Raw genomic sequence first — 20,022 nt, 5'->3', positions numbered from 1 at the left:
AGTTCACCACTGTCCGACAGGCCACCTGGCACCACCAAGGAGTGATCGATGAGCCAGCCGCTTGCCCGACATGAGCGGGGTGAGGCCATGTTCAAGCACGTCTTCGGCCGCGAACCCCGCCCAGGCTCCTACCCCGACTTCCTGAAGCTCACCATCGACCACTTGTTCGGTGAGATCTGGACCCGCCCGCACCTCAGTGTCGAGGAACGCGAATTGATCGCACTGACCGCGGTCGCCCTGGCCCGGACCGACTGGGAGCTGCGCGGCCACATCGGTGCCGCCCTCCACCTCGGGATGCCCCGAGAGAAAATCGTCGAAATCATCATCCAGCTCGCCTACTACGGGGGTTGGCCGGTTGCCAACAACGGGCTTCGCATCGCCCAGGAGGTATTCGCCGAGCTTGACACCGCCAAGGACACCGACCATGACCAGTGACCCAGCTCCCCTCGACCCCACCGTCAAGGTCGACCTCTGGCGCCAGCGGTTCTTCGAGGCCCAGGCGGCCGCCGAAGAGTTCATTCTCGGCATGCACGGTGATGAAGGCGTATCCGCGTGGATCCAGGCGAACTCGCGCATCACCGTGGACCTACTGCGATCGCAGCGGCCCGCCGGAGAGTCTGCCACCGCCCACTTCATGGCCCGGCTGCAGCGCCAACTGCTGCTTTACGACTCGGCGGTGACCAGCGAGCCCCAGCCCTCCGGCACCGTCCTGCGCAACACCGAATGTGGGATCCTGCGGTACCGCAAACTGGCCGCCGGTGCCGGCGTCAAACTGACCTTCGCCTCACCATGCCAGTACTGTCAGGAACTCAACACCGCCATCGCCGCCCGCTACGTCGAATCGGACGTCACGGTGTCGTGCGAACAGGCAGGCGACGGGTGCACCTGGCGCGCGGAATCCCAGCAGGCCTCAGGGGACGGCGCAGCCGGGTCACCTGACCGCGGCGGTACGTAGATCGTACCGGCGGCAACGCCGTCGGTCGTCGGCTAGTTGTCGCACTTGGAATTGCGGTTCTTGCTCTGGGATGGAGACCTCCGATGAAGGCATCAGTGGTTGTACCGACATTCAACTCGTCCGTCCTGCTGGACAGATGCCTTCGCACGTTCCGTTCACAGAGTCTGGCTGTCGACGATTCCCTCGAAGTGCTCATCGTGGATGACGGATCGACCGACTCGACAGCAGAGACGGTGCAGCGTCACGTGATGGCGGACTCCCGGTTCCGCTACCTGCATCTGCCTCGTTCTGCAACCTCGTCGAGAGGTGCCGCAAGAAATCGCGGTGCGGAAGAAGCGACCGGCGACATCCTGATCTTCGTCGATGGTGACCAACTGGTTCCGCCCACCTTTGTCGATGGGCATCTTCGTCACTACCGAGTTGCTTCGGCAAAGAAGGCCGTTATCGGCTTCAGAAAATATCTGCGAGCACCGGAAGCGTTCGATGAGCGCTTCCTTGAGGACGGTGCCGAGAAATTCCTCGGCGGCGTGATAAAGAGCGACATCAGGCTGGACCTGTTGAGCCGCCTGAGCGATGTCGATGGCGACCTGAAGACGTCATGGCATCTCTTCTTCACCTGCAACGTGTCCGTTCCCAGCGTCGACTACAAGCACGTCGGTGGGTTCAACGAAGAATTTCGGGGATGGGGCCTGGAGGATTCCGAGTTGGGGTACAGGCTGGAGCGCTTCGGCACGCAGTTCGTCTTCGACGACGAAAGCTTCGCCTACCATCAAGGGCCGCCGCTGAGCCCCGACACACGTGTCTATGAGGGCTGGCTGAAGAACTTGAGCCTATTCATCGCGCTGCACAAGGAATCTCCTGAGGTGATCCTTCAGGCCATGCTTGCGCCAATTTTCAACCCGGCGGTCGGTGCCAACTGGACCGATCTCTACGAGCGGTTCGAAATGTGTGCCAGGTCGACCCCCGCAGCCGTCGCAGAATGATGAAGTGGCATGTGGGAACCCGCAGTCGTCGACACGGGCTCTGCCATGCGCCGATAGGGTTCACAGCCGCACTGGAGGCGCCTGGTGGTGACGATGCACGAGAGATCTGTGTGGGCGGAACTTGTCGACGGCCACAGATCGCGCCGCGACGGGCGAATGAGAATCCTGCACCTGGTGCCCAAGGCTGGCTGGTCGCTGGTCTCGTCCGCCGTGCTGGTCCAGATCGCCGCAGGGATCCTGCCGGTCGCGTTCATCCTCGCCACCTCAGCCGTGGTCGCCCGAGTGCCGGACGCGGTAGCCGGCGGGCTCGGGTCGGCGGCCTGGAGCGATCTTCGGACCAACTTGATCCTCGCGGCGGCCGCGTTCTTCGGAGTGCAGCTGCTGCTGCCGGTACAGGAACTGCTCGGCAACCTGATCCGCCGCCGCCTCGACGACCTCGTCCGTGACCGGTTGATGGCGGCCTCCCAAGCGAGCGGCGGCGTGGCCGTCATGGAGGATCCGGAACTGCTCGATCACGTCGCCGACGCCAAGGACCGGCTGCGGACCGAAATGTGGTCGCCGGGTGCCGCGGGCGCCGGTCAGATCGCGCTGATTTCGCGGTACCTGCAGACCGTGCTCGCCGCCGGGGTCACGTCGGTCGCCTTCGTGTGGTGGGCCGGGCCGGCTCTGCTCGTCGCGGCCCTGACGATCCGTTTCGGCTACCGGCTCGGTCTGTCGGTGTTCACCGAGGTTTTCCGGAGCACCGCCCGGCTGCGGCGCCGCAGCGAATATCTCCGCACCATGCTGCTCCAGCCCGCGGCGGCGAAGGAGTTGCGGGTCTTCGGGCTTCTACCCTGGTTGAAGCAGGAGTACACGACCGCCGCCATGGACGCCGCGCTCCCGGTCTGGCGAGCCCGGCGCCGGCTGTTCTACGGCCCCTACATCCTCTACGTTCTTGTCGCCTTTGTGCTGCTGGGCGTGCTGCTGACGGGAGCGGCTCAGGCAACGGCGGCCGGACTGCTCGGCATCGGCGGGTTGATACTCGTATTCCAGGCGTCCCTGGCAGCCATGAGGATCGGCGGGTTCATCGCCGAGTCCGATGTGGCGACCGAGCAGGGCCTCAATGCCTACCGGTCGGTGGAGCGGATCGAGAGCATGAGCGAAGCCGACGCCCGCACGACCGAGAGCGGCAGGGGCGATCCGGCTGGACTGCCCAGGACAGTGCTGCGATTCGACAAGGTGTCCTTCGCCTACCCGGGCGGGCCACCGGTGCTGAACGACCTTGACCTCACCATCGAGGCGGGCCGGTCGCTGGCGATCGTCGGCCTCAACGGCGCAGGCAAGACCACCCTCGTGAAGCTGTTGGCCCGGCTCTACGAGCCGACGACCGGGGCGATCACCGCTGACGGCGTCGACATTCGGACCTTCCCGGCCACGGCCTGGCAGCGCCGGGTCGCGGCGATCTTCCAGGACTTCACGCACTTCGAGTTGCCGGTGCGCGACAACGTCGCCTTCGGGGCGATCGAGATGCTCGCCGAGCCGGAGCGTGCCGACAAGGTGGTCCGGGCTGCCCTGGAGAAGGCCGGCGCGGCGGATTTCGTCAACCGTCTCCCCCGTGGCCTGGAGACTCCACTGTCGCGGCGATACGCCGGCGGCGCCGAACTGTCCGGCGGGCAGTGGCAGCGCATCGCGATCGCCCGTGCTCTCGTCGCAGTCGAGGGTGGCGCCGGCATTCTCGTCCTCGACGAGCCGACCGCCAACCTGGACGTGCGGTCGGAGGTGGCGTTCTTCGAGCGGTTCCTCGACCTGACACAGGGAGTCACCAGCGTAGTCATCTCGCACCGATTCTCCACGGTGCGCCGTGCCGACCGGATCGTCGTGCTGGAACACGGTCGCGTCGTCGAGGAGGGTACCCACGAGGAGTTGCTCGCCCTCGACGGTCGCTACGCGGAGCTGTTTCGGCTGCAGGCTGCGCGGTTCACGGAGGAGGAGGTCGAAGGCTGTGAATAGGATGCTGCGCAGTGTCGGCGCGACGCTGGCCTCGGCGTGGCGGCTCAGCCCGGGGAGGCTGATCACCGCCGCCCTGTTGATGATGCTCGGTGCCGTGAGTGGACCCCTGCTGGCGCTTTTTCTGGGTGTGGCGGTCGACGCGGCCCTCGACGGGCGGACCGATGTCGCGGTCTGGACGGCGGCGGCCGCCGCCGTGAGTGTCCTGCTCAGCTTGACCATGGAGCACTTCGCCCACATCTTCTTCTTCGAACTCGGTGATCTGCACAAGCAGGACACCGAACGTCAGCTCGGCGACCTGGCGCACGGACCGGTCGGGCTGGCGCTGCACGAGCGGCGCGACGCCGCGGATCGCTTCGAGCTGCTCCGACAGCAGTCGTGGACGTTGAGTCAGAGCGTGCAGACCGTCCTGACGATCGGGGTGCTACTCACCCAGATCACCCTGACCGCCGTGCTCCTCGCCCGCATCGAGCCTTGGCTGCTCCTGCTGCCGATCTTCGGTGTCCCTCCGCTGATCGCCGGGCGGCTGGCCGAGAAGCGGCTGGAACGTGCCGAACTCGTGACCGCCGAGTCGGCCCGCATGAGCTGGCACCTGTTCGAGCTGGCCCTCAGCTCGACAGCCGCCAAGGAGATTCGGCTCTTCGGGCTCGGCGGAGAGCTCCGCCGCCGCCATGGGATGGTCCGCCGCGAGGTGGACAGCCGACTGCGCCGAGCTGAATGCGTCGGCGCAGCCCTGCGGTTCACCGGTCAGCTGATCTTCGCGCTCGGGTACATCGGCTCCATCGTCCTGGTCGTTCGCGCCGCTATCAGCGGCGAGCGCACCGTGGGCGACGTTGTCCTCGCCATCACGCTGGCCGTGCAAACCAACGCGCAGGCTGCCGGCGCCGTCGCGCTCGCCCAGGCGCTGCAACGCAACGCCCGGGCCTTCGGCTGGTTGAGCTGGATCCGCAATGCCACGCCGCCGGAACCCGGGCCGCCGGCTGACCAGACACCGCCCGCCGTCCTCACCGACGGCATCGAGCTGCGTGACGTCGCGTTCCGGTACCCGGGCACCGATGTCGACGTGTTGCAGGGCCTCAGCCTGCGCATCCCTTCCGGCACGATCGTCGCCATCGTCGGCGACAACGGTTCCGGCAAGTCCACCCTGGTCAAGTTGCTCTGCCAGTTCTACCGGCCGACCGCAGGCGAGATCACCATAGATGGCGCCGACCTGCGGCGGCTCGACCCGCTGGGATGGCGCCAGCGGATCTCCGCCAGCTTCCAGGACTACCTCCGGCTGGAGCTGCGGGCCCGGAGCAGCATCGGCCTCGGTGACCTGCCTCGACTCGACGAACCGGGCGCGGTGGAGCGGGCAACCCGGCGAGCAGACGCGGAGGAGGTGATCGGCCGGCTGCCGGTCGGCCTGGAGACCTACCTTGGCACGTCCTACGACAACGGCACTGAACTGTCGGGCGGGCAGTGGCAGCGCATCGCGTTGAGCCGGTCGATGATGCGCGACGATCCGCTGCTGCTGTTGCTCGACGAACCCGCCGCCGCCTTGGACCCGCTGACCGAGCACGCCTTGTTCGACCGGTACGCCGACGCGGCGCGTGACGTGGGGATCCGTACCGGCGGAGTCACCGTCTTCGTGTCACACCGGTTCTCGACCGTCCGGATGGCTGACGTGATCCTGGTCGTGTCGGACGGGCGGATCGTAGAGTCCGGCAGCCACGACGAGCTGCTGGCGCTCAACGGGATGTACGCCGAATTCTTCAGCCTGCAGGCGGCCGCATATCGCTGACCGCAAGGCACGAACATCGAACGAGACTCTTGATCCGTAGTGTGATCCGACAACTGATCGGCGACAGATCTCCGTCGACTGATGTGCGACAGACCTAGCGGAAAGCGGTGACCCAGAACAGGACGGCGGCGAGGGCTAGCAGTTCACAGACACCCACCGCGAGCAGTGGCATCGCCGCCGACGGCAGCCGGGCCGACGAGGAGTAGCGGGGTCGTTCCCAGCTGCCGTGTGCCGGGCGGCCACTGATCGTTGCGCCCAGAATCAACGCGAGCATGGCGGCGGTACTGCCCACGTGGAGCGGTACGAAGTCGGGGTAGCTGCCGTGGAGCCTGCCAACTCCCGCGTACACGATCGTGAAGCCGACGGCGGCCAGGCCGGCACATGCGATCATCGCGTACCGGGCTGTGGCACTCGTGGCGGAGATCAGGATGATTAGGCCGGCGAGCAGGAGCGGCCCACCCACGACGGCCCAGCCGGCGAAGGTGAGGCCGACCGCTGAACAGGCCGACTCGGTACACAACAGATCGAGCAGCGCGGTCAGCATCTCGCCGCTGCGGAACCCACTCGTGATCACGGCGGCGATGAGAACCGCCGAGACGACGATGACCTCCGCCGCACTCATCTGAGACCCCTTGCGCCTGGACAACCGTGGCTCCCTGCGGTCGACACGCCGCCGATCGTAGGGCCAGCCCGCTCATCGCCTGGGTCCGCTGGCCTGTCGTAGATCAGTTGGCGGACGGGGGTGTCGCACATCAGCCGACGGAGGACAACTTTTGATCCGTGGTTCGGGGTTCGAGTCCGTGGCACACGGGTCTCGTGAACAGTGTGGTCGAGTGGGGGTGGACCCGGCCGGCCGGGCCCACCCCTCATGTCACGTCCGGCGGGCTGGCAACCGGCCCGCCGCGCCGACTACTCGGACTTGCCGAACGCGTCGACGCCGGTCAACTCGGCCGAGAGCGCCCAGAGCCGCTCGGCCGCCTCGCGGTCGGCGGGGCCGTCGAAGGTCTTGGCCACCGTGCACGCCTGACAGTAGCCGCCGCCCGCGTCCGCCAGTCGCGGTGACGTCGCGGCCCAGACCTGGGTCGCGGCGCCCTGCTCGGGTGCCCGGAACTCGGGCAGCAGGGCGGTGCCGTTCTCGTCGATCCAGCCGGCGCCGACCATCTCCTCCTTGGAGAGGTGCCGCTGCAACGGGGTGAGGATGTAGCCGGGGTTCACCGAGAAGGCCCGTACCCCGGCCGCCCGGCCCAGCCGGTCGAGTTCGGCGGCGAAGAGGATGTTGGCCGACTTCGACTGGCTGTACGCGGCCCACTTGTCGTAGCCGTTCTCGAAGTGCACGTCGTCCCAGTTGATCCGCGGCGTCTCCCCGGCGCCCGAGGCGGTGACGACGACGCGCGCGCCGCCGTCCGCGGTGAGCGCCGGCCAGAGCCGGTTGACCAGGGCGAAGTGCCCGAGGTGGTTGGTCGCGAACTGAGCCTCCCAGCCCTCACCCACCCGGGTCAGCGGGGTGGCCATGATGCCCGCGTTGTTGATCAGGATGTCGATGGGACGACCCGATTCGAGGACGCGGTCGGCGAAGTTCCGGACGCTGTCGAGGTCGGCGAGGTCGAGTTCGTCGACCTCCACGCCGGCGATCCCCGCGACCGCCTCCCGCGCGACGTCCGTACGGCGGGCCGGAACGAGGACCCGGGCGCCGGCCGCGGCGAGGGCCCGGGTGGTCGCCAGGCCCAGGCCGGAGTATCCGCCGGTGACGATGGCGAACTTACCGGAGAGGTCGATGCCGGCGAGCACCTCCGTCGCTGTGCTGTCGATCCCGAAACCCTGGTCGTCAGGCTGATCAGAAAGAGTCATGTTCAACTTTCCGGTCGGGCACCGCTACTGCTGGCGCGCGGGTCAGGCGGGGTTCTCGACGCGGTAGAGCCGCCGCGTCATTCGTGGGAACAGCAGTCCCTGCAGGATGCCGATGCTGGCTGCCACCGCCGAGGTGAGCGTCACCATTAGGTGAAGCACCGTGAATTGTAGTCCAAAAAGGATTCCATGGTGACGATAGGCGTAGCCGTAGGTGCGCTTGTCGAGCCCGATGCTGATCCCGGTCAGCACCGCGGCGGCGAGGAGCGCCCAAGGGCCGAGGATCGCCGCCGAGGCCAGCGCGATCACCGCCGCGAGCAGGAAGGCGCTGCCCAAAGCCCGATATCCGGTGCCGGCGCCACCTGGAAGCTTGTTCAGCCGCAGCCAGTTCGGCGCGCCGAGCCGGGTGCGGTTGAACACCTTGGTCAGCATCACCCGCAGCGTACCGTCGTGGTCGTGCCGTCCCCGAATGGTGGGTACGGCCTTGACCTCGTACCGGGCGTTGAGCCGGAAGCCGTAGTCCTGCTCCTCGGTCCAGCGGAGCCGGTCGTTGAACTCGCCGACCTCCAGGAACGTCTCCTTCTTCATCGCGAAGAGCGCCGAGTGCAGACCCGGGATGGCGCCCTCGACCTCGCAGAACCAGACGTACTGCTGGATGGCGCGGTAGCGCTTGACCAGGCTGTCGGGAAACATCGGCTCGGCCCGGTACATGCCGCAGATCGCGCCGAGTTGCGGCTCTTCCCGCAGGTGGTCGACCGCCCGCTCGACCGCGTCGGGGTCGAGCGCGACGTCGGAGTCCACAAAGAACAACACCTCACCCTTGGCGTGCCGGGCGCCCAGGTTCCGCGCCGTGGAGACGCCGCTGTTGACCGGCACCTGCAGCACCGTGACGTCGAGCGCCCTGGCGATCGCCACCGAGTCGTCCGTGCTCGCGTCGTCGGCCACGATCACCTCGACGGCCGGGTACGTCTGGTTCTTCGCCGCTCTGATGCACTCGCCGATGGTGCTGGCGTAGTTGTAGTTCGGGATGATCACGGAGACGAGTGGCTGCTCATTCATCGGGCTCCAACCTTTCTTTTGTTTCATCGGTGTTACCGTGCCGCGGTGCGTCCGCGAAGGGTGGTGAAGAGAACCTCGTACGCGTCCAGCGACGCCGCCACGGAGAAACGCGCCCGTGCCGCCCGGGCCTTCTGCTCCTTCCAATGCCGCGGCACCGCCGCCAGTTCGGAGATGGCCCGCTCCAGCGCCTGTGGATCCCGGGGCGGAACCACCCGACCGAAGCCGGTCGCGGCCACGGGGTACCGGTTGCCGGGAAGATCGGTCGTCACCGACGGAATGCCGCTCATCATCGCCTCGGCCAGTACGGTGCCGAACGAACTGGCGACCGCCGGGAGCGCGAACACGTCGACCGAGGCGTAGAAGTCGTTGACCTCCCGGCCGCGCAGCTCGCCGAGGATCCGTACCCGACTGTCCCGGTCGATCTCGGACTGCACCGCCATGAGATCGCCGCCGGCCACCTCGTGGTAGTTGCCCGCGATCAACAGCCGGGCGGCGGGGTCGACGATCCGCTGGAACGCCCGGACCAGGTAGCCGACGCCCTTGTCCGCCACGATCCGGCCCAGGAAGCCGACGTGCAGGCCGCCGGTCTCCCGGTATCGGGGCTCACCGCCCCGCCGGTCCAGGCACGGCGGCGTGATGGGGGTGAAGTTGCGGTTGCGGATGACCGGCCAGAACCGCGAGGCGTGCGCCTGGTCGTGGCTGCTCGCCACCACAGCGGCGGAGCCGCGGATGGCCGCTCGGGAGGCGACGTCCGAGGCCCGCGCGAAGGCCCGGCCGGACCAGCTTGCCGGCAGGTGCGGGTCGCTGTGCAGCACGCTCACCACCGGTACGCGGCGGGCCAGCGGCATCAGCAGGGCCGCCTCCGGCATCGGCAGGTTGACGTGCAGCAGCGACGAGCTGCGCGCCAGCTGACCGGCCAGGATCGGGTAGCGGGGGGCGACGATCGCCCGGCTCGCCCTCATCAACACCGGGGAACGGTAGATGTCCACCCCGCCGACGGTGTCCCGCAGCGGCAGGTCGGGGTCGTGCTGGGCGGTGACGACGGCGACCCGCCACCCCCGATTGGCCATTCCTTCGGCGATGCTGCGTGCGGTCTGCGTGAAGCCACTGACGTACGGCTCGTAGTGGGTGGCCGCTAGCGTCAGATCGTATTTCCTGTCCGGCATGGGTACCGCATTCTCTGAGGTATCGCTACGGCCGATTACCTAACCTCTGAGCACGTTAGTGGTTCGCCTGTGGCCATATTCTTGGCGATTTCTTGGGAACCGGTTGCCCGGCATTCGGGTGCTCCGGAACGGTTGCCACCGTCACCGTGGGCACGGTGGGAACCGCCGCCGCCGGGCGCCGCCGGATGATGGCCGCGGCCACCAGCAGGCCGACCCCCGCGGTGGCGAGTTCACTCAGTGTCACCACCACCCGGCTGACCAGCGCCACCACACCGGCCACCGGAATCGGCAGGATGACACTGAGCGCGGCCGTCACGACCACCTCCCGAACGCCGATGCCGTCGGGGGCGAACACGGCGATCACCCCGGCCACCGCGCCGAGGCCGAACGCGCCGAGGCAGAGCGGCAGCGCGCGCAGCGGCGGTGCCCCCATCGCCACGGCGAGGATCCACAGGTGGGCGCCCCCGATCACCCACGCCAGCAGTTGGGCGACGACCGCCTGCCGGATGCCGGTGCCGCAGATCGCCGTCGACGGCTCGGGTCGGCGGCGCAGCCGGCCGAGCAGGGTCGCGGCCCCACCCACCAGACCGGGGCGGATCAGGACCGCGGCCACCGGCAGGAGGGCCAGCAGGAGCCAGCCGGACGACGCGCCGAACACCTCCGGCCCGGCGGCCAGCCCCACGGTGGCGCCGGTCAGCAGGCTCACCACCAGGGCCAGCAGCCAGGCCGCGCTCATCCGGCCCGCCGGTACGCCGATGGCCCTGCCCATCTCGACGCTGACCAGGAAGCCCATCACCTTGCCGGGCACGTACTTGACGAGCTGTCCGAAGTAGAAGATCCGGGCCGCGTCCACGGCGGGAACCCGCTCGCCGACGCCGGCGAGCATGGCCCGCCAGGAGACCATCGTGGCGACCAGACCGGCGGCGTTGGCCAGGACGGCCAGCGTCGTCATCGTCAGGACGAAGCCGGGTCGCTGACCGCGGAGCGTGCCGGCCACCGTGGACCAGTCCTGACCGCGCAGCGCGAGCACGATGAAGACCACGGTCACCGTCAGCAACAGGCTCATGAGTACCCTGCGGGCCACCGTGTGCCAACGCTTACGGGGCACAGCGGTCACCGGTACGGCGATTTCCGGGAAGGCCTGCGGTGCGTCCAGTTCTTTTGTTGACACGCGCACCTTCTCCGATCGTGGAAAGGAATCGAGCTGGTGGCTCACGCTAACCGTGAACCGCTTGTTTCTTCCTTGTCCGACGGCTCGCCGGTCATTTCCGTCTCGGGCCCGGCGAAGCGTTCCCGGGCGTACAGCCGCAGCAGTTCCCCCATCCGGTAACTGCCCGGGGTCGAGGTCTCCAACAGCTGCGCGTCGACCAGCCGCTCCAGGATGCGTTCGGTGTGCGCCTCCGAGCGGGCGAGCACCCGAGCGGCGGTCGACCGGCTGAGTTCGGTCATCGGCGACGTGCCCAGCAACTTGAACGCCTCGGCGATGGCGCGCTCGGAGCGGTCCGGGCTGCCGGAGAGACGATCGTAGGAGCCGGCCATGCTGGCCCGCAGGCCGACACCGTCGAACTCGAGGTTGTCCAGCCGGCGGCGCTCGTCGGCGAGCCGGTCGCGCAGCTCGGCGAGCGGCCAACCGGGACGGGCCACGAGGCGGGCACCGACGATGCGCAGCGCCAGCGGCAGGCACTCGCACCACTCTGCGATGGCGGTCGCGGCCTCCGGCTCCGCCGCGACCCGTTCCGCACCGACCCAGTGGCTCAGCAGCGCGATGGCGTCCGGGATGGTGAGCGGTCCGACTCGCAGCTGGCGCACGTCGCTGAGCCCCGCCAGCGGCTGGCGGCTGGTCACCAGCGTCCCGCATCCGGCGCCGCTGGGCAGCAGCGGGCGCACCTGGGCGGCGTCGACGGCGTTGTCGAGGACCAGTAACAGCCGCCGCCCGGCGACGACCGAGCGGAACAGGGCCGCCGCCTCGTCGACCTGCTCCTGGTCGCAGCTCATGCTGACCCCGAGGGTGCGCAGCAGCCGGGCGAGTGCGTCGACCGGTGTCAGCGGCTCGGCGTCCACGCTGGTGCCGCGTAGGGCGATGTACAACTGGCCATCCGGGTAGCGGCTGGTGAGCTTGTGCGCGGCGTGGATGGCCAGGGTGGACTTTCCGACCCCGGCGGTCCCGTAGATCGACACGACCGGGGCCGAGTCCGTTGTGCTGGCGGGCTTCAGCCAGTTCATGACCGGCGCGAGATCGTCGTGCCGACCGGAGAATCGGGCGATGTCGGCGGGTAGCTGCCGCGGCACGTGCCGGATCGGGGTGGTGACCGGGCCGACGTTGCCCGGGTACGGCTCGTCGAGTTCGCCGCGGAGTATGGCGACGTGCAGGTTGCGCAGCTCGGGGCCGGGCTCGGCGCCGAACTGCTCGACGACCTGCGCGCGGGTGTCGACGTAGTACTGCAGCGCCTCCGGGGTACGCCCCATCGCGCAGAGCGCCCGCATCTGCAGCGACACGAGCGGTTCGGCGAGCGGGTACGAGCCGAGGATCCGGGCCAGCCGCTCGGCCACCGCCTCCGGGCTGCCGAGACGTAGCTCCTCGGCGCCCCAGGCGCCGGCCAGGCTGATCAACTGCGATGCCACGCTGCGCCTCACCCGGTTGGCCCAGTCACTGGAGAGGGTGGCCAATGGGTCCCCCCGCCACAGGTCCATCGCCTCGCGCAGGGCGGCGACCCGCTTCTCGTCGTTGATCCGCGTCGCCGCGCGACCGGTGTCGATGAGACGGTTCAGCCGGTGCAGGTCCACCTGCTGGCGCTCGACGTCGAGCACGTAGCCGTCCCCGTGGCGACCCAGGCCGATGGTTCTGCCGGAGCCGTCGTCGGCCTGTGCCAGGGCCCGACGCAGCCGGGCGACATGGGCGTAGAGGGCGCTGCGGGGCGCCTCCGGAGCCGCCGGCCCCCACACCCGTTCCGTCAGGGTGTCGATCGACACCGGTGTGCCGGCGTCCACGGCCAGGGCCGCCAGGACTGCGCGACGCTGACGTGGCCCCACATCCAGCGGGCCGTCCGCCGATTCCACCTCGATGGGCCCCAGTAGTCGGATCCTCACATGCTCTCCCCGTCATCACGGCTGACGCCGGCCGGTGTGCTAGTGGACGCCGGCTGGCGTCCGGTACCTCTGTCGGAAGCGCGCGTCGAGCACGTAGCGCAGGCCACCACTCAACGCGCCCGCGGAAATCGCGAGACTGTACAGAAAACTGAGTAGCGCGCTCGGCGGGACCATCCGCCAGCCCGCGGTGCGTCGGACGTAGTTCAGCAGGGGGAGGTCGACGCCGATGAACCACGTCAGGAAGGCGACCGGAACGGCCGCCAGGTAGGGGGAGACCAGCACCAGGGGGAGGCTGGTGGTGGCCAGGAAGGCGGCCGCGACCTCGGCGGGCCGGTGCGTGGCCTCCCGCTCGGGCTTCAGCTCGCGTTGCTTGAGGACCAGGGGAACCAGTGAGCCGGCGCGCCGATAGAGCTTCCGCAGGATCGAGGACAGCTGGTCGTCGTCGTCGTGGTAACCGACCACGGACAGGGTGCGGGTGACCGGGTAGTGCTCCGCGATCCGGAGGCTGAACTCGTGGTCCTCGTTGGCGTACTGGCCGAGCAGCCGCTCGTCGAACGCCCCGATGTCGTCGATGACCCGGCGGGGTACGGCCCCGCTGGCGAAGTGGCCGGTCCGGGCCGGCCCGAGCTTGCGGGTGGCGCGGTAGTGGCCGTAGAGCACCTGCACCCACTCCACCACTCCGTCGTCGACCAGGGGGCGGTCGCCGTAGACGCCCCAGACGGCACCGTAGGAAGGGTTCTCCTCGAAGATCTTGACGGCGTTGGCGACCGCGTCGGGGGCGAGGGCCACATCGGAGTCGAGGAAGAAGAGGATGTCGCCGCTGCTTGCGGCTATGCCGCGGTTGCGGGCGGGGCCGGCACCGACGTTGTCGGTCAGTTCGATGAGCGTGCAACCAAGTTTCTTGACGATCTCCGGTGTGTCGTCGGTGCTGGCATCGTCGACGACGATGACCTCGATCGACGGGTGGGTCTGGTGCAATGCCGAGAGCACGCTCAGGGCGATGGTCTTCCGGCTGTTGTGACAGGGGATTACCACTGACACCAGTGGCGTGTGGGCGGGCTTCATTGATGCTCCTCGGGCAGGAATTCGGCTGCGCTGGGAGGTGGACGACGCACCTACTCGTCGGTTTCTCGTCGTCGAGAAGACCCGTCGACCACCTTAGTGCCTGATCGACATCGGTAGACAACTGTCGATCGGTTTCATGCTGGTTAAATGCTCGGGATGCCCCGCCACCGCGTGTTTCGCGCCAATGTGACGCTCATCTCGTCAGGGTGCCGAGATGACGAACTGCTGAGCCTTGTGATCGGACAGGCCCTTGGGGAGGGTCAGCTCGTAACTGTGTACCTTGATGTCCGGAGTGGTGAAGAGCCAATCGATACGCCACATTCGCGGCTTGTCGCCCACCGGCCAGGTGACCGGGTAGAGCGAGGAGAGCGCCTTGCTCTGGTCGACCAGCCGGTCGGAGACCATGTCGAGGAGATTCATCGACGGTGACGTGTTCAGGTCACCGGCCATCACCGCCCGGTTCGGATTCTTTTCCAGGTCGGCGGCGATGGCCTGATAGCTGGCCTGCCGAATTTCGAAGTTGAACCGGTCGATCTCAAACATGTTGCGGTCATCGTCGCTGCGCAGCAGCAGGATCCGGACGGGCGGCTGGAAGATGTGCGAGTTGTAGAACGACACGACCTGGCCGTTGACCCGGATGTCGGTACGCAGCGCCTGTGACGTGTAGAAGAGTGGCCGGTCGACGAGGGCCGGCGGCACCGGCTTCAGGTCGTCCGGCAGGTACGGCTGCGAGTCGAGCCACGCATGCCCGACCACCGGCAGCCGGGTGAGCGTGACGTTGCGCCCCTCGCGGACGATCGTGTAGCCGGGGAACGCGGCCTTCAACTGCGCCGTCTGGTCGATCTCGTACGCCTGCGCGAAGATGTCGACCAGCGAGTCGTCGACGTTGGCGTACTCGTGCAGCATGTAGACGTCGGCGTCCATCTCCCGCAGGAAGTCGTAGAACTGCGCCGTGGTGGTGCGCTGCTCCCCGCCGTTGCGCCGGTCCTGGTCCCAGTACTCGGTGTTCCAGGTCACCACCTTGACGGCGTCGGCGGGCGCCGGCGGCGGGGTGTGGAACACCGTCGCGAAGTTGATCCCGCTGTAGCCGACGCCGAGCACGAGGGCGAGCAGCGCCGCCCCGACCAGCCGCCTGCGCATCGGTCGCGCCAGCCAGGCGACGGGTAGCAGCACCACCGGGACCGCCGCCCAGACGATCGGCGGCAACAGGTCCACCGGTCCCCACACGTACGTCCGGGCGCTGAGCAAATGGTGCAGCACGACGACGACCAGCCAGCCCACGCAGGCCACGGCCGCGAGGCGTACCCCCCAGCGGGCCCGCCGGGACCGGCCGGAAGGCCCCGGCGACAGCTCCGGATCCTTTTCGTCCATTATTGCGGTCGTTCTTGCCGCCGCTTCCGTCATCGCAACTCCTTTACGTGGCTCCGGTTCCCGCCGAGGTCGGTACCGGCCGGGAAAAAGGTATCGATCGGCACCTTGCTCGAAGCTTGTCCCGGACACCAAGGAGGGGGCAATCGTCACTCACTAGCGTCACGAGTGCTAATACCGGATTCACCACCGAGGACGGAGCCGCCGGATGGAGCACGCGCAGCCTATCGACGCTCGTACGGAGCCGGCGTCGGCGCGGCGCGGCTGGTCAGTCGGGTATGCGACTTGCCGGGCATTTGGCGGACCGGCCCGATTGGTCGGTAACGGTGACCGATGGATGGTCGGTCGGTAAATATCCAATGACGGTGAATGCCGGAAACGTCGCCGCTGCGCAGTCGTGACACTGCCGTCGAGAGCGCGGCATTTCTTCGAAACGGGAGGTGGAAGTGCACGTTGTGGTGACCGGAGCCGCCGGCATGTTGGGCACCGCGCTGTTGGCGCGCCCCTGGCCGGGAGTGACCTGGACCGGAGTGGACATCCGTCCACTCGCGCCCCGGGTACGAGAGCGGGCGAGCTTCGTCCGGGCCGACGTCCGGGACGTCGAGGCGATGACCCGCGCCTTCCGCTGCGCGGACGTGGTCATCCACTCCGCCGCCGCGTTGCCCAGCCACCGGGCGGCGGAGATCCGATCGGTGGACGTGGAGGGCACCGGGGCGGCGTTGGCTGCGGCGCGGCGGGCCGGTGTGGACCGGTTCGTGCACATCTCGTCGACCGCCGTCTACGGGCTGCCCCGGGACTGCCCCACGCCGGAGGACTACCCGTGCGAACCGGTGGACCCCTACTCGGCGGCGAAGCTCGGCGCCGAGACCGCCGTGCTACGTGAGCGCGAACAGGGCCTCTGCGCCCCGATCGTGCGGCCCAAGACCTTCCTCGGCGAGGAGCGTCTTGGTCTGTTCGCCATGCTCTTCGAGTGGGCCGACGAGGGCCGGCACTTCCCGCTGATCGGCGGCGGCGACGTCGCCACCCAGATGCTCGACGTCGAGGACCTCTGCGCGGCGATCCAGCTGATCTGCGAGGCGCCCGACGACAAGGCCAACGACACGTTCAACATCGGCGCGCGCGAGTTCCGCACTCTACGGGAGGACTTCCAGGCCGTCCTGGACGCCGCCGGCCACGGCCGGCGGGTCCTGGCCATGCCGGTGGGGCCCGCCGTCACCGCGCTGCGGGTCCTCGCCGCGACGCGCCTCTCCCCGGTCTACAAGCGACTCGTGCACAAGCTCACCCGGGACTCGTACGTCTCGATCGACCGAGCGACGCAGCGGCTCGGGTTCAACCCGCGGTTCAGCAACGAACAGGCGCTGTTGAAGACGTACCAGTGGTGGCGGGCGAACGCCGCCGGGGCGCGGCGCAGCGCCGGACGTACGCACCGCGACCCCTGGAAGCAGGGCGCCCTGAGCCTGGCGAAGGCGCTGTTCTGACACTCCACGGAGCAAGGAGAGGTCCGCCATGAATCACGCCCTGGAAGCACCGACCCCCACCACGCCGGACCTGCCCGTGGTCTCCGTCGACCCGGCCGTCGCCGTGCAGGCACTGAAACCACTGGCCCGCGTCACCGGACTGTTCGTCCTGCTGCGACCCCGCCAGTGGGTCAAGGGCAGTCTGGTGCTGGCGGCGCCGCTCGTCGCGGCCCCCGGCGCCACGGTGACCCATATCGTGCCGCTGCTCGGCACGCTGCTGAGTTTCCTGGCCGCCGCCTCAGCCGTGTACGTCTTCAACGACCTGAGGGACCGGGAACGCGACCGCCTACACCCGGTCAAACGAAACCGTCCACTGGCCAGCGGGCGGGTGAGTACGACCGCCGCGGTCATCCTCCTCGTCGGCCTGCTCACCGGCACCGCCGCCCTGGCCACCCTGCTACCCGCCCTGACCGGCGTGGTCGTCGCCGGCTATCTCGCCCTCAACCTCTGGTACTGCCTGGCACTCAAGCACCAGCCCCTGGTCGACGTGTCGGTCGTCTCCATCGGATTCGTCCTGCGGGTGCTCGCCGGCACCATCGCCGTCGGCGCGGCCGTCCATCCGGCGCTGCTGATCGGGGTCTACTGCGCGTGCCTCGCGCTCTCCCTCGGCAAGCGACGCCACGAACTCGCCGCCCTGTCGGCCGCGGGCGGTGAGGCCGGCGAGCACCGGCCGGCGCTGCGCGCGTACTCGGTGCACTTCCTGGACCAGATGGTGGTGGTGAACCTGGTGGCGGCGCTGATCGGCTACGTCGCCTTCGTCTGGACCCAGACCCCGCCGTACGGGCCGGTCACCGCCGGGCTGACCTTTCCGTTCGCCGCGTTCGCGGTACACCGCTATCTGCAGATGATCGCCATGGGCGGCTCCCGCGGCGATCCGGTCGAGGACCTCGTCCGGGACCGCGCGCTGCTGGTCAATCTCGGCCTCTGGGCCGCGGTGCTGGCGCAGGCGATGCTGGCCGGCACCTGGCACGTCTGGTAACCGATCGACACCCCTTGGAGAAGAGCGTGAGCAGCAAAGACTCCCACGAGTACGACCTCTGCGTCGCGGTCAACTACTACTCGCCCTACGTCAGCGGGCTGACCGAGGTGGCCCGGGTGCTCGCCGAGGGCCTTGCCGGGCGGGGCTGGCGGGTGGCGGTGGTCGCCGTCCGGCACGACCCGACGCTTCCGCTGCGGGAGAGCCGCAACGGCGTCGACGTCTACCGCAGCCCGGTGGTCGCCTCGATCGGCCGTGGCCCGGTCAGTCCCGGCTTCCCGGCCCTGGTGCGCCGGGTTGCCCGACGTTCGCGGGTGGTCAACCTGCATCTGCCCATGCTGGAGGGAGCGTTGATCACTGCCCTGCCGCTGCGGGTGCCGGTGGTGACCACCTACCACATCGACCTCTGGCTGCCGCCCACCCTGGTGACCCGGGCGGCGATGGCCGCGGTGCGGGTGTCGTCGCGGGTGACGCTGCGCCGCTCGGACGCCGTCGTCGTCAACAGCGACGACCAGGCGCGGTACTCGGAGCTCTGGTCGATCCTGCGGTCCAGCCAGCGGTCCGCGATTCCGGCACCCTGTCTCGACCGGCGCGGTGGGGAGGCGGCATACCGGGAGACCGCCGGCCCGCACATCGGCTTCCTCGGCCGGATCGTGCCGGACAAGGGTCTGGACTACCTGGTGGCCGCATTCGCCGAGATCCCGGATCCCGAGGCGCGGCTGCTGCTCGGCGGCGACTATCTGACCGTCGCGGGCGGAAGCGTGATCGACCGGATCCGGGCGGCCGCCGAACGGGATCCCAGGATCCGGATTCTCGGGCTGCTCCGTGGCCGGCAGATCAACGATTTCTACGCCTCCATCGACGCCTTCGCCCTGCCCTCCGTCGCCGAGTCCTTCGGCATCGCGCAGGCCGAGGCGATGATGTGCGGTATCCCGTCGGTCACCACCGATCTGCCCGGCGGCCGGTATCCGGTCCTGGCGACCGGGATGGGCAGGGTCGTCCAGCCGCGGGACCCGGCCGGACTACGGGTGGCGCTGCTGGACGTGCTCAGCTGGGACGCCGACACCCGACGCGAGGGGGCCAAGCGGGCCTTGGAGGAGTTCGGTGTGGACGGATGTCTGGACCGGTACGCGGCGCTGTTCCGGGTCCACGGGGCGCGGGCCGGCGCATTGATGTGAGCGGCGTTCCGATCAGTAGAATGGCAGCCACGTTCCGTCACGGAGGTGCAGATGCACAGCAGGAATTTCGGTCGTCTCGGCACGGTCAGCGCGCTCACCCTGGGCGGCGGCGGGATCGGCGGTGTGTGGGGGGCAACCGACCACGCCGAGGCGGTGGCGACCGTGCGGGCGGCCGTCGACGGTGGCGTCACGATGCTCGACCTGGCCCCGACCTACGGTGACGGCTACGCGGCCGAGAACGTCGCCGGTGCCGCGCTGCGCGGCATTCCGGCCGCGGACGTCCTGGTCACCAGCAAGATCGAGCTGCCCGAGCAGGACGGCGGGGATCTTCCGGCGAAGATGATCAGCAGCCTGCACGCCACCCTGGAGCGTCTCGGCCGCGAGCAGCTGGATCTCTTCCTGCTCCACTCTCAACTGCACCCGCAGGGCTGGACCGGTCCCACTCCCCGGACACTCGGCTGGGAACTGTACCGAGACCAGGTGGTGCCCACCTTCGAACGGCTGCGCGACGAGGGCAAGATCCGGGCCTGGGGGTTGACCGGTGTCGGCCACCCGCAGACCGTGATCGACGCCATGCACCAGCAGCCGCGCCCGGATGCGGTCCAGGCGGTGGTGAACGCCCTTGACCTGAGTGGCGACATGTGGCTGCTCGGCGAGTCGGCCGAGCCTCGCAACGACGAGATCCGCCGAGCCGCGGTCGCCGACGGCGTCTCGGTGATCGCCATCCGTGCCGTGGCGGCGGGAGCGCTCACCGGCGAGATCGACCGGTCCGTGGCGGACGACGCCCCGGTCGCGGTCGACTTCGCCCGGGCGGAGCGGTTCCGCGCGCTCGCCGCCGAGTTCGGTGAGTCGCCCGCCTCGTTGGCCCACCGGTACGCCCTGAGCGTCCCCGGTGTGGCGACCGTGGTGCTCGGCGTCAAGAACCGCACCGAGTTGGCGGAGTGCCTCGCCGCCGAGGCCCGTGGCCCGCTGACCGAGGTCGAACGGAAGGCCCTGCTCGACCTGCGGAGCTGAGCGAACGGCGAGCCGGCCAGCGGGCTGGACAGGCCGGCGGCAC

17 protein-coding genes are annotated in these 20,022 nt (G+C 68.9%); 9 read left to right on the top strand and 8 right to left on the bottom strand.

Translation table 11 applies throughout. The features are described 5' to 3' along the window. The first annotated feature begins 48 nt into the window (after positions 1-48). The 5 genes from ENC19_RS04715 (at position 49) to ENC19_RS04695 (ending at position 5,704) form a co-directional block, all read left to right on the top strand. Positions 49-435 carry a carboxymuconolactone decarboxylase family protein gene (locus ENC19_RS04715; protein ID WP_164445852.1) on the top strand — a complete coding sequence of 129 codons (387 nt, stop codon included), beginning with the start codon at positions 49-51 and terminating at the stop codon, positions 433-435. Next, the gene (locus ENC19_RS04710; protein ID WP_164445851.1) at positions 425-955 is read left to right on the top strand and encodes a hypothetical protein; all 531 of its coding nucleotides are present in this window, start codon (positions 425-427) and stop codon (positions 953-955) included. The genes ENC19_RS04715 and ENC19_RS04710 overlap by 11 nt, the downstream gene beginning before the upstream one ends. A gap of 83 nt (positions 956-1,038) precedes the next feature. Then, positions 1,039-1,938, top strand: coding sequence for a glycosyltransferase (locus tag ENC19_RS04705; RefSeq protein ID WP_164445850.1), 900 nt, complete (start codon positions 1,039-1,041; stop codon positions 1,936-1,938). A 156-nt stretch (positions 1,939-2,094) separates the two neighbouring features. Further along, the gene (locus ENC19_RS04700; RefSeq protein ID WP_164445849.1) at positions 2,095-3,927 is read left to right on the top strand and encodes an ABC transporter ATP-binding protein; all 1,833 of its coding nucleotides are present in this window, start codon (positions 2,095-2,097) and stop codon (positions 3,925-3,927) included. A gap of 1 nt (position 3,928) precedes the next feature. Then, positions 3,929-5,704, top strand: coding sequence for an ABC transporter ATP-binding protein (locus ENC19_RS04695; RefSeq protein ID WP_164445848.1), 1,776 nt, complete (start codon positions 3,929-3,931; stop codon positions 5,702-5,704). 94 nt (positions 5,705-5,798) lie between these two features. Here the strand turns inward: ENC19_RS04695 and ENC19_RS04690 are convergent, their stop codons facing one another. The 8 genes from ENC19_RS04690 to ENC19_RS04655 all read right to left on the bottom strand — a co-directional run bounded on the left by ENC19_RS04690 (position 5,799) and on the right by ENC19_RS04655 (position 15,330). Then, entirely contained in the window at positions 5,799-6,326 is a 528-nt protein-coding gene (locus ENC19_RS04690; RefSeq protein WP_164445847.1) for a hypothetical protein, read from the bottom strand. Between the two features lie 287 nt (positions 6,327-6,613). Continuing rightward, a complete protein-coding gene (locus ENC19_RS04685; RefSeq protein WP_164445846.1) occupies positions 6,614-7,552 on the bottom strand; it encodes an oxidoreductase in 939 nt (312 codons plus the stop codon). 42 nt (positions 7,553-7,594) lie between these two features. After that, positions 7,595-8,608, bottom strand: a complete 1,014-nt coding sequence (locus tag ENC19_RS04680) for a glycosyltransferase family 2 protein (protein ID WP_164445845.1) — start codon at positions 8,606-8,608, stop codon at positions 7,595-7,597. A gap of 32 nt (positions 8,609-8,640) precedes the next feature. Next, a complete protein-coding gene (locus ENC19_RS04675) occupies positions 8,641-9,774 on the bottom strand; it encodes a glycosyltransferase family 4 protein (RefSeq protein ID WP_164445844.1) in 1,134 nt (377 codons plus the stop codon). A gap of 55 nt (positions 9,775-9,829) precedes the next feature. Continuing rightward, on the bottom strand, positions 9,830-10,945 hold the full coding sequence (locus ENC19_RS04670) for a lysylphosphatidylglycerol synthase transmembrane domain-containing protein (protein WP_164445843.1): 1,116 nt from the start codon (positions 10,943-10,945) through the stop codon (positions 9,830-9,832). Between the two features lie 41 nt (positions 10,946-10,986). After that, positions 10,987-12,861: an AfsR/SARP family transcriptional regulator gene (locus tag ENC19_RS04665; RefSeq protein ID WP_164445842.1), complete on the bottom strand. Its 1,875-nt coding sequence runs from the start codon at positions 12,859-12,861 to the stop codon at positions 10,987-10,989. Between the two features lie 39 nt (positions 12,862-12,900). Continuing rightward, the gene (locus ENC19_RS04660) at positions 12,901-13,902 is read right to left on the bottom strand and encodes a glycosyltransferase family 2 protein (protein ID WP_164445841.1); all 1,002 of its coding nucleotides are present in this window, start codon (positions 13,900-13,902) and stop codon (positions 12,901-12,903) included. Between the two features lie 225 nt (positions 13,903-14,127). Further along, positions 14,128-15,330, bottom strand: coding sequence for an endonuclease/exonuclease/phosphatase family protein (locus tag ENC19_RS04655; RefSeq protein ID WP_164445840.1), 1,203 nt, complete (start codon positions 15,328-15,330; stop codon positions 14,128-14,130). Between the two features lie 410 nt (positions 15,331-15,740). On the opposite strand from ENC19_RS04655, the gene ENC19_RS04650 reads away from it, so the two are divergent. From ENC19_RS04650 to ENC19_RS04635, 4 genes are read left to right on the top strand one after another with little or no spacing between them, the layout of a single operon-like run. Continuing rightward, positions 15,741-16,772 carry an NAD-dependent epimerase/dehydratase family protein gene (locus tag ENC19_RS04650; RefSeq protein ID WP_216592613.1) on the top strand — a complete coding sequence of 344 codons (1,032 nt, stop codon included), beginning with the start codon at positions 15,741-15,743 and terminating at the stop codon, positions 16,770-16,772. Between the two features lie 28 nt (positions 16,773-16,800). Further along, positions 16,801-17,790: a UbiA prenyltransferase family protein gene (locus ENC19_RS04645; RefSeq protein WP_164445838.1), complete on the top strand. Its 990-nt coding sequence runs from the start codon at positions 16,801-16,803 to the stop codon at positions 17,788-17,790. 26 nt (positions 17,791-17,816) lie between these two features. Then, the gene (locus ENC19_RS04640; protein WP_164445837.1) at positions 17,817-18,965 is read left to right on the top strand and encodes a glycosyltransferase family 4 protein; all 1,149 of its coding nucleotides are present in this window, start codon (positions 17,817-17,819) and stop codon (positions 18,963-18,965) included. A 51-nt stretch (positions 18,966-19,016) separates the two neighbouring features. Continuing rightward, positions 19,017-19,979 carry an aldo/keto reductase gene (locus tag ENC19_RS04635; RefSeq protein ID WP_164445836.1) on the top strand — a complete coding sequence of 321 codons (963 nt, stop codon included), beginning with the start codon at positions 19,017-19,019 and terminating at the stop codon, positions 19,977-19,979. The last annotated feature ends 43 nt before the right edge of the window (positions 19,980-20,022 follow it).

Source organism: Verrucosispora sioxanthis (genome assembly GCF_010560025.1).
In the GTDB taxonomy this organism is placed as follows: Bacteria; Actinomycetota; Actinomycetes; order Mycobacteriales; family Micromonosporaceae; genus Micromonospora; species Micromonospora palythoicola.
This window is presented reverse-complemented; position numbering and strand designations above follow the sequence as displayed.

Bases quoted from the DNA above. Each gene is read 5' to 3' on its own strand.
- ENC19_RS04715 (WP_164445852.1), top strand. From the start codon at position 49: ATGAGCCAGCCGCTTGCCCGACATGAGCGGGGTGAGGCCATGTTCAAG.
- ENC19_RS04710 (WP_164445851.1), top strand. From the start codon at position 425: ATGACCAGTGACCCAGCTCCCCTCGACCCCACCGTCAAGGTCGACCTC.
- ENC19_RS04705 (WP_164445850.1), top strand. From the start codon at position 1,039: ATGAAGGCATCAGTGGTTGTACCGACATTCAACTCGTCCGTCCTGCTG.
- ENC19_RS04700 (WP_164445849.1), top strand. From the start codon at position 2,095: ATGAGAATCCTGCACCTGGTGCCCAAGGCTGGCTGGTCGCTGGTCTCG.
- ENC19_RS04695 (WP_164445848.1), top strand. From the start codon at position 3,929: ATGCTGCGCAGTGTCGGCGCGACGCTGGCCTCGGCGTGGCGGCTCAGC.
- ENC19_RS04690 (WP_164445847.1), bottom strand. From the start codon at position 6,326: ATGAGTGCGGCGGAGGTCATCGTCGTCTCGGCGGTTCTCATCGCCGCC.
- ENC19_RS04685 (WP_164445846.1), bottom strand. From the start codon at position 7,552: ATGACTCTTTCTGATCAGCCTGACGACCAGGGTTTCGGGATCGACAGC.
- ENC19_RS04680 (WP_164445845.1), bottom strand. From the start codon at position 8,608: ATGAATGAGCAGCCACTCGTCTCCGTGATCATCCCGAACTACAACTAC.
- ENC19_RS04675 (WP_164445844.1), bottom strand. From the start codon at position 9,774: ATGCCGGACAGGAAATACGATCTGACGCTAGCGGCCACCCACTACGAG.
- ENC19_RS04655 (WP_164445840.1), bottom strand. From the start codon at position 15,330: ATGACGGAAGCGGCGGCAAGAACGACCGCAATAATGGACGAAAAGGAT.
- ENC19_RS04645 (WP_164445838.1), top strand. From the start codon at position 16,801: ATGAATCACGCCCTGGAAGCACCGACCCCCACCACGCCGGACCTGCCC.
- ENC19_RS04635 (WP_164445836.1), top strand. From the start codon at position 19,017: ATGCACAGCAGGAATTTCGGTCGTCTCGGCACGGTCAGCGCGCTCACC.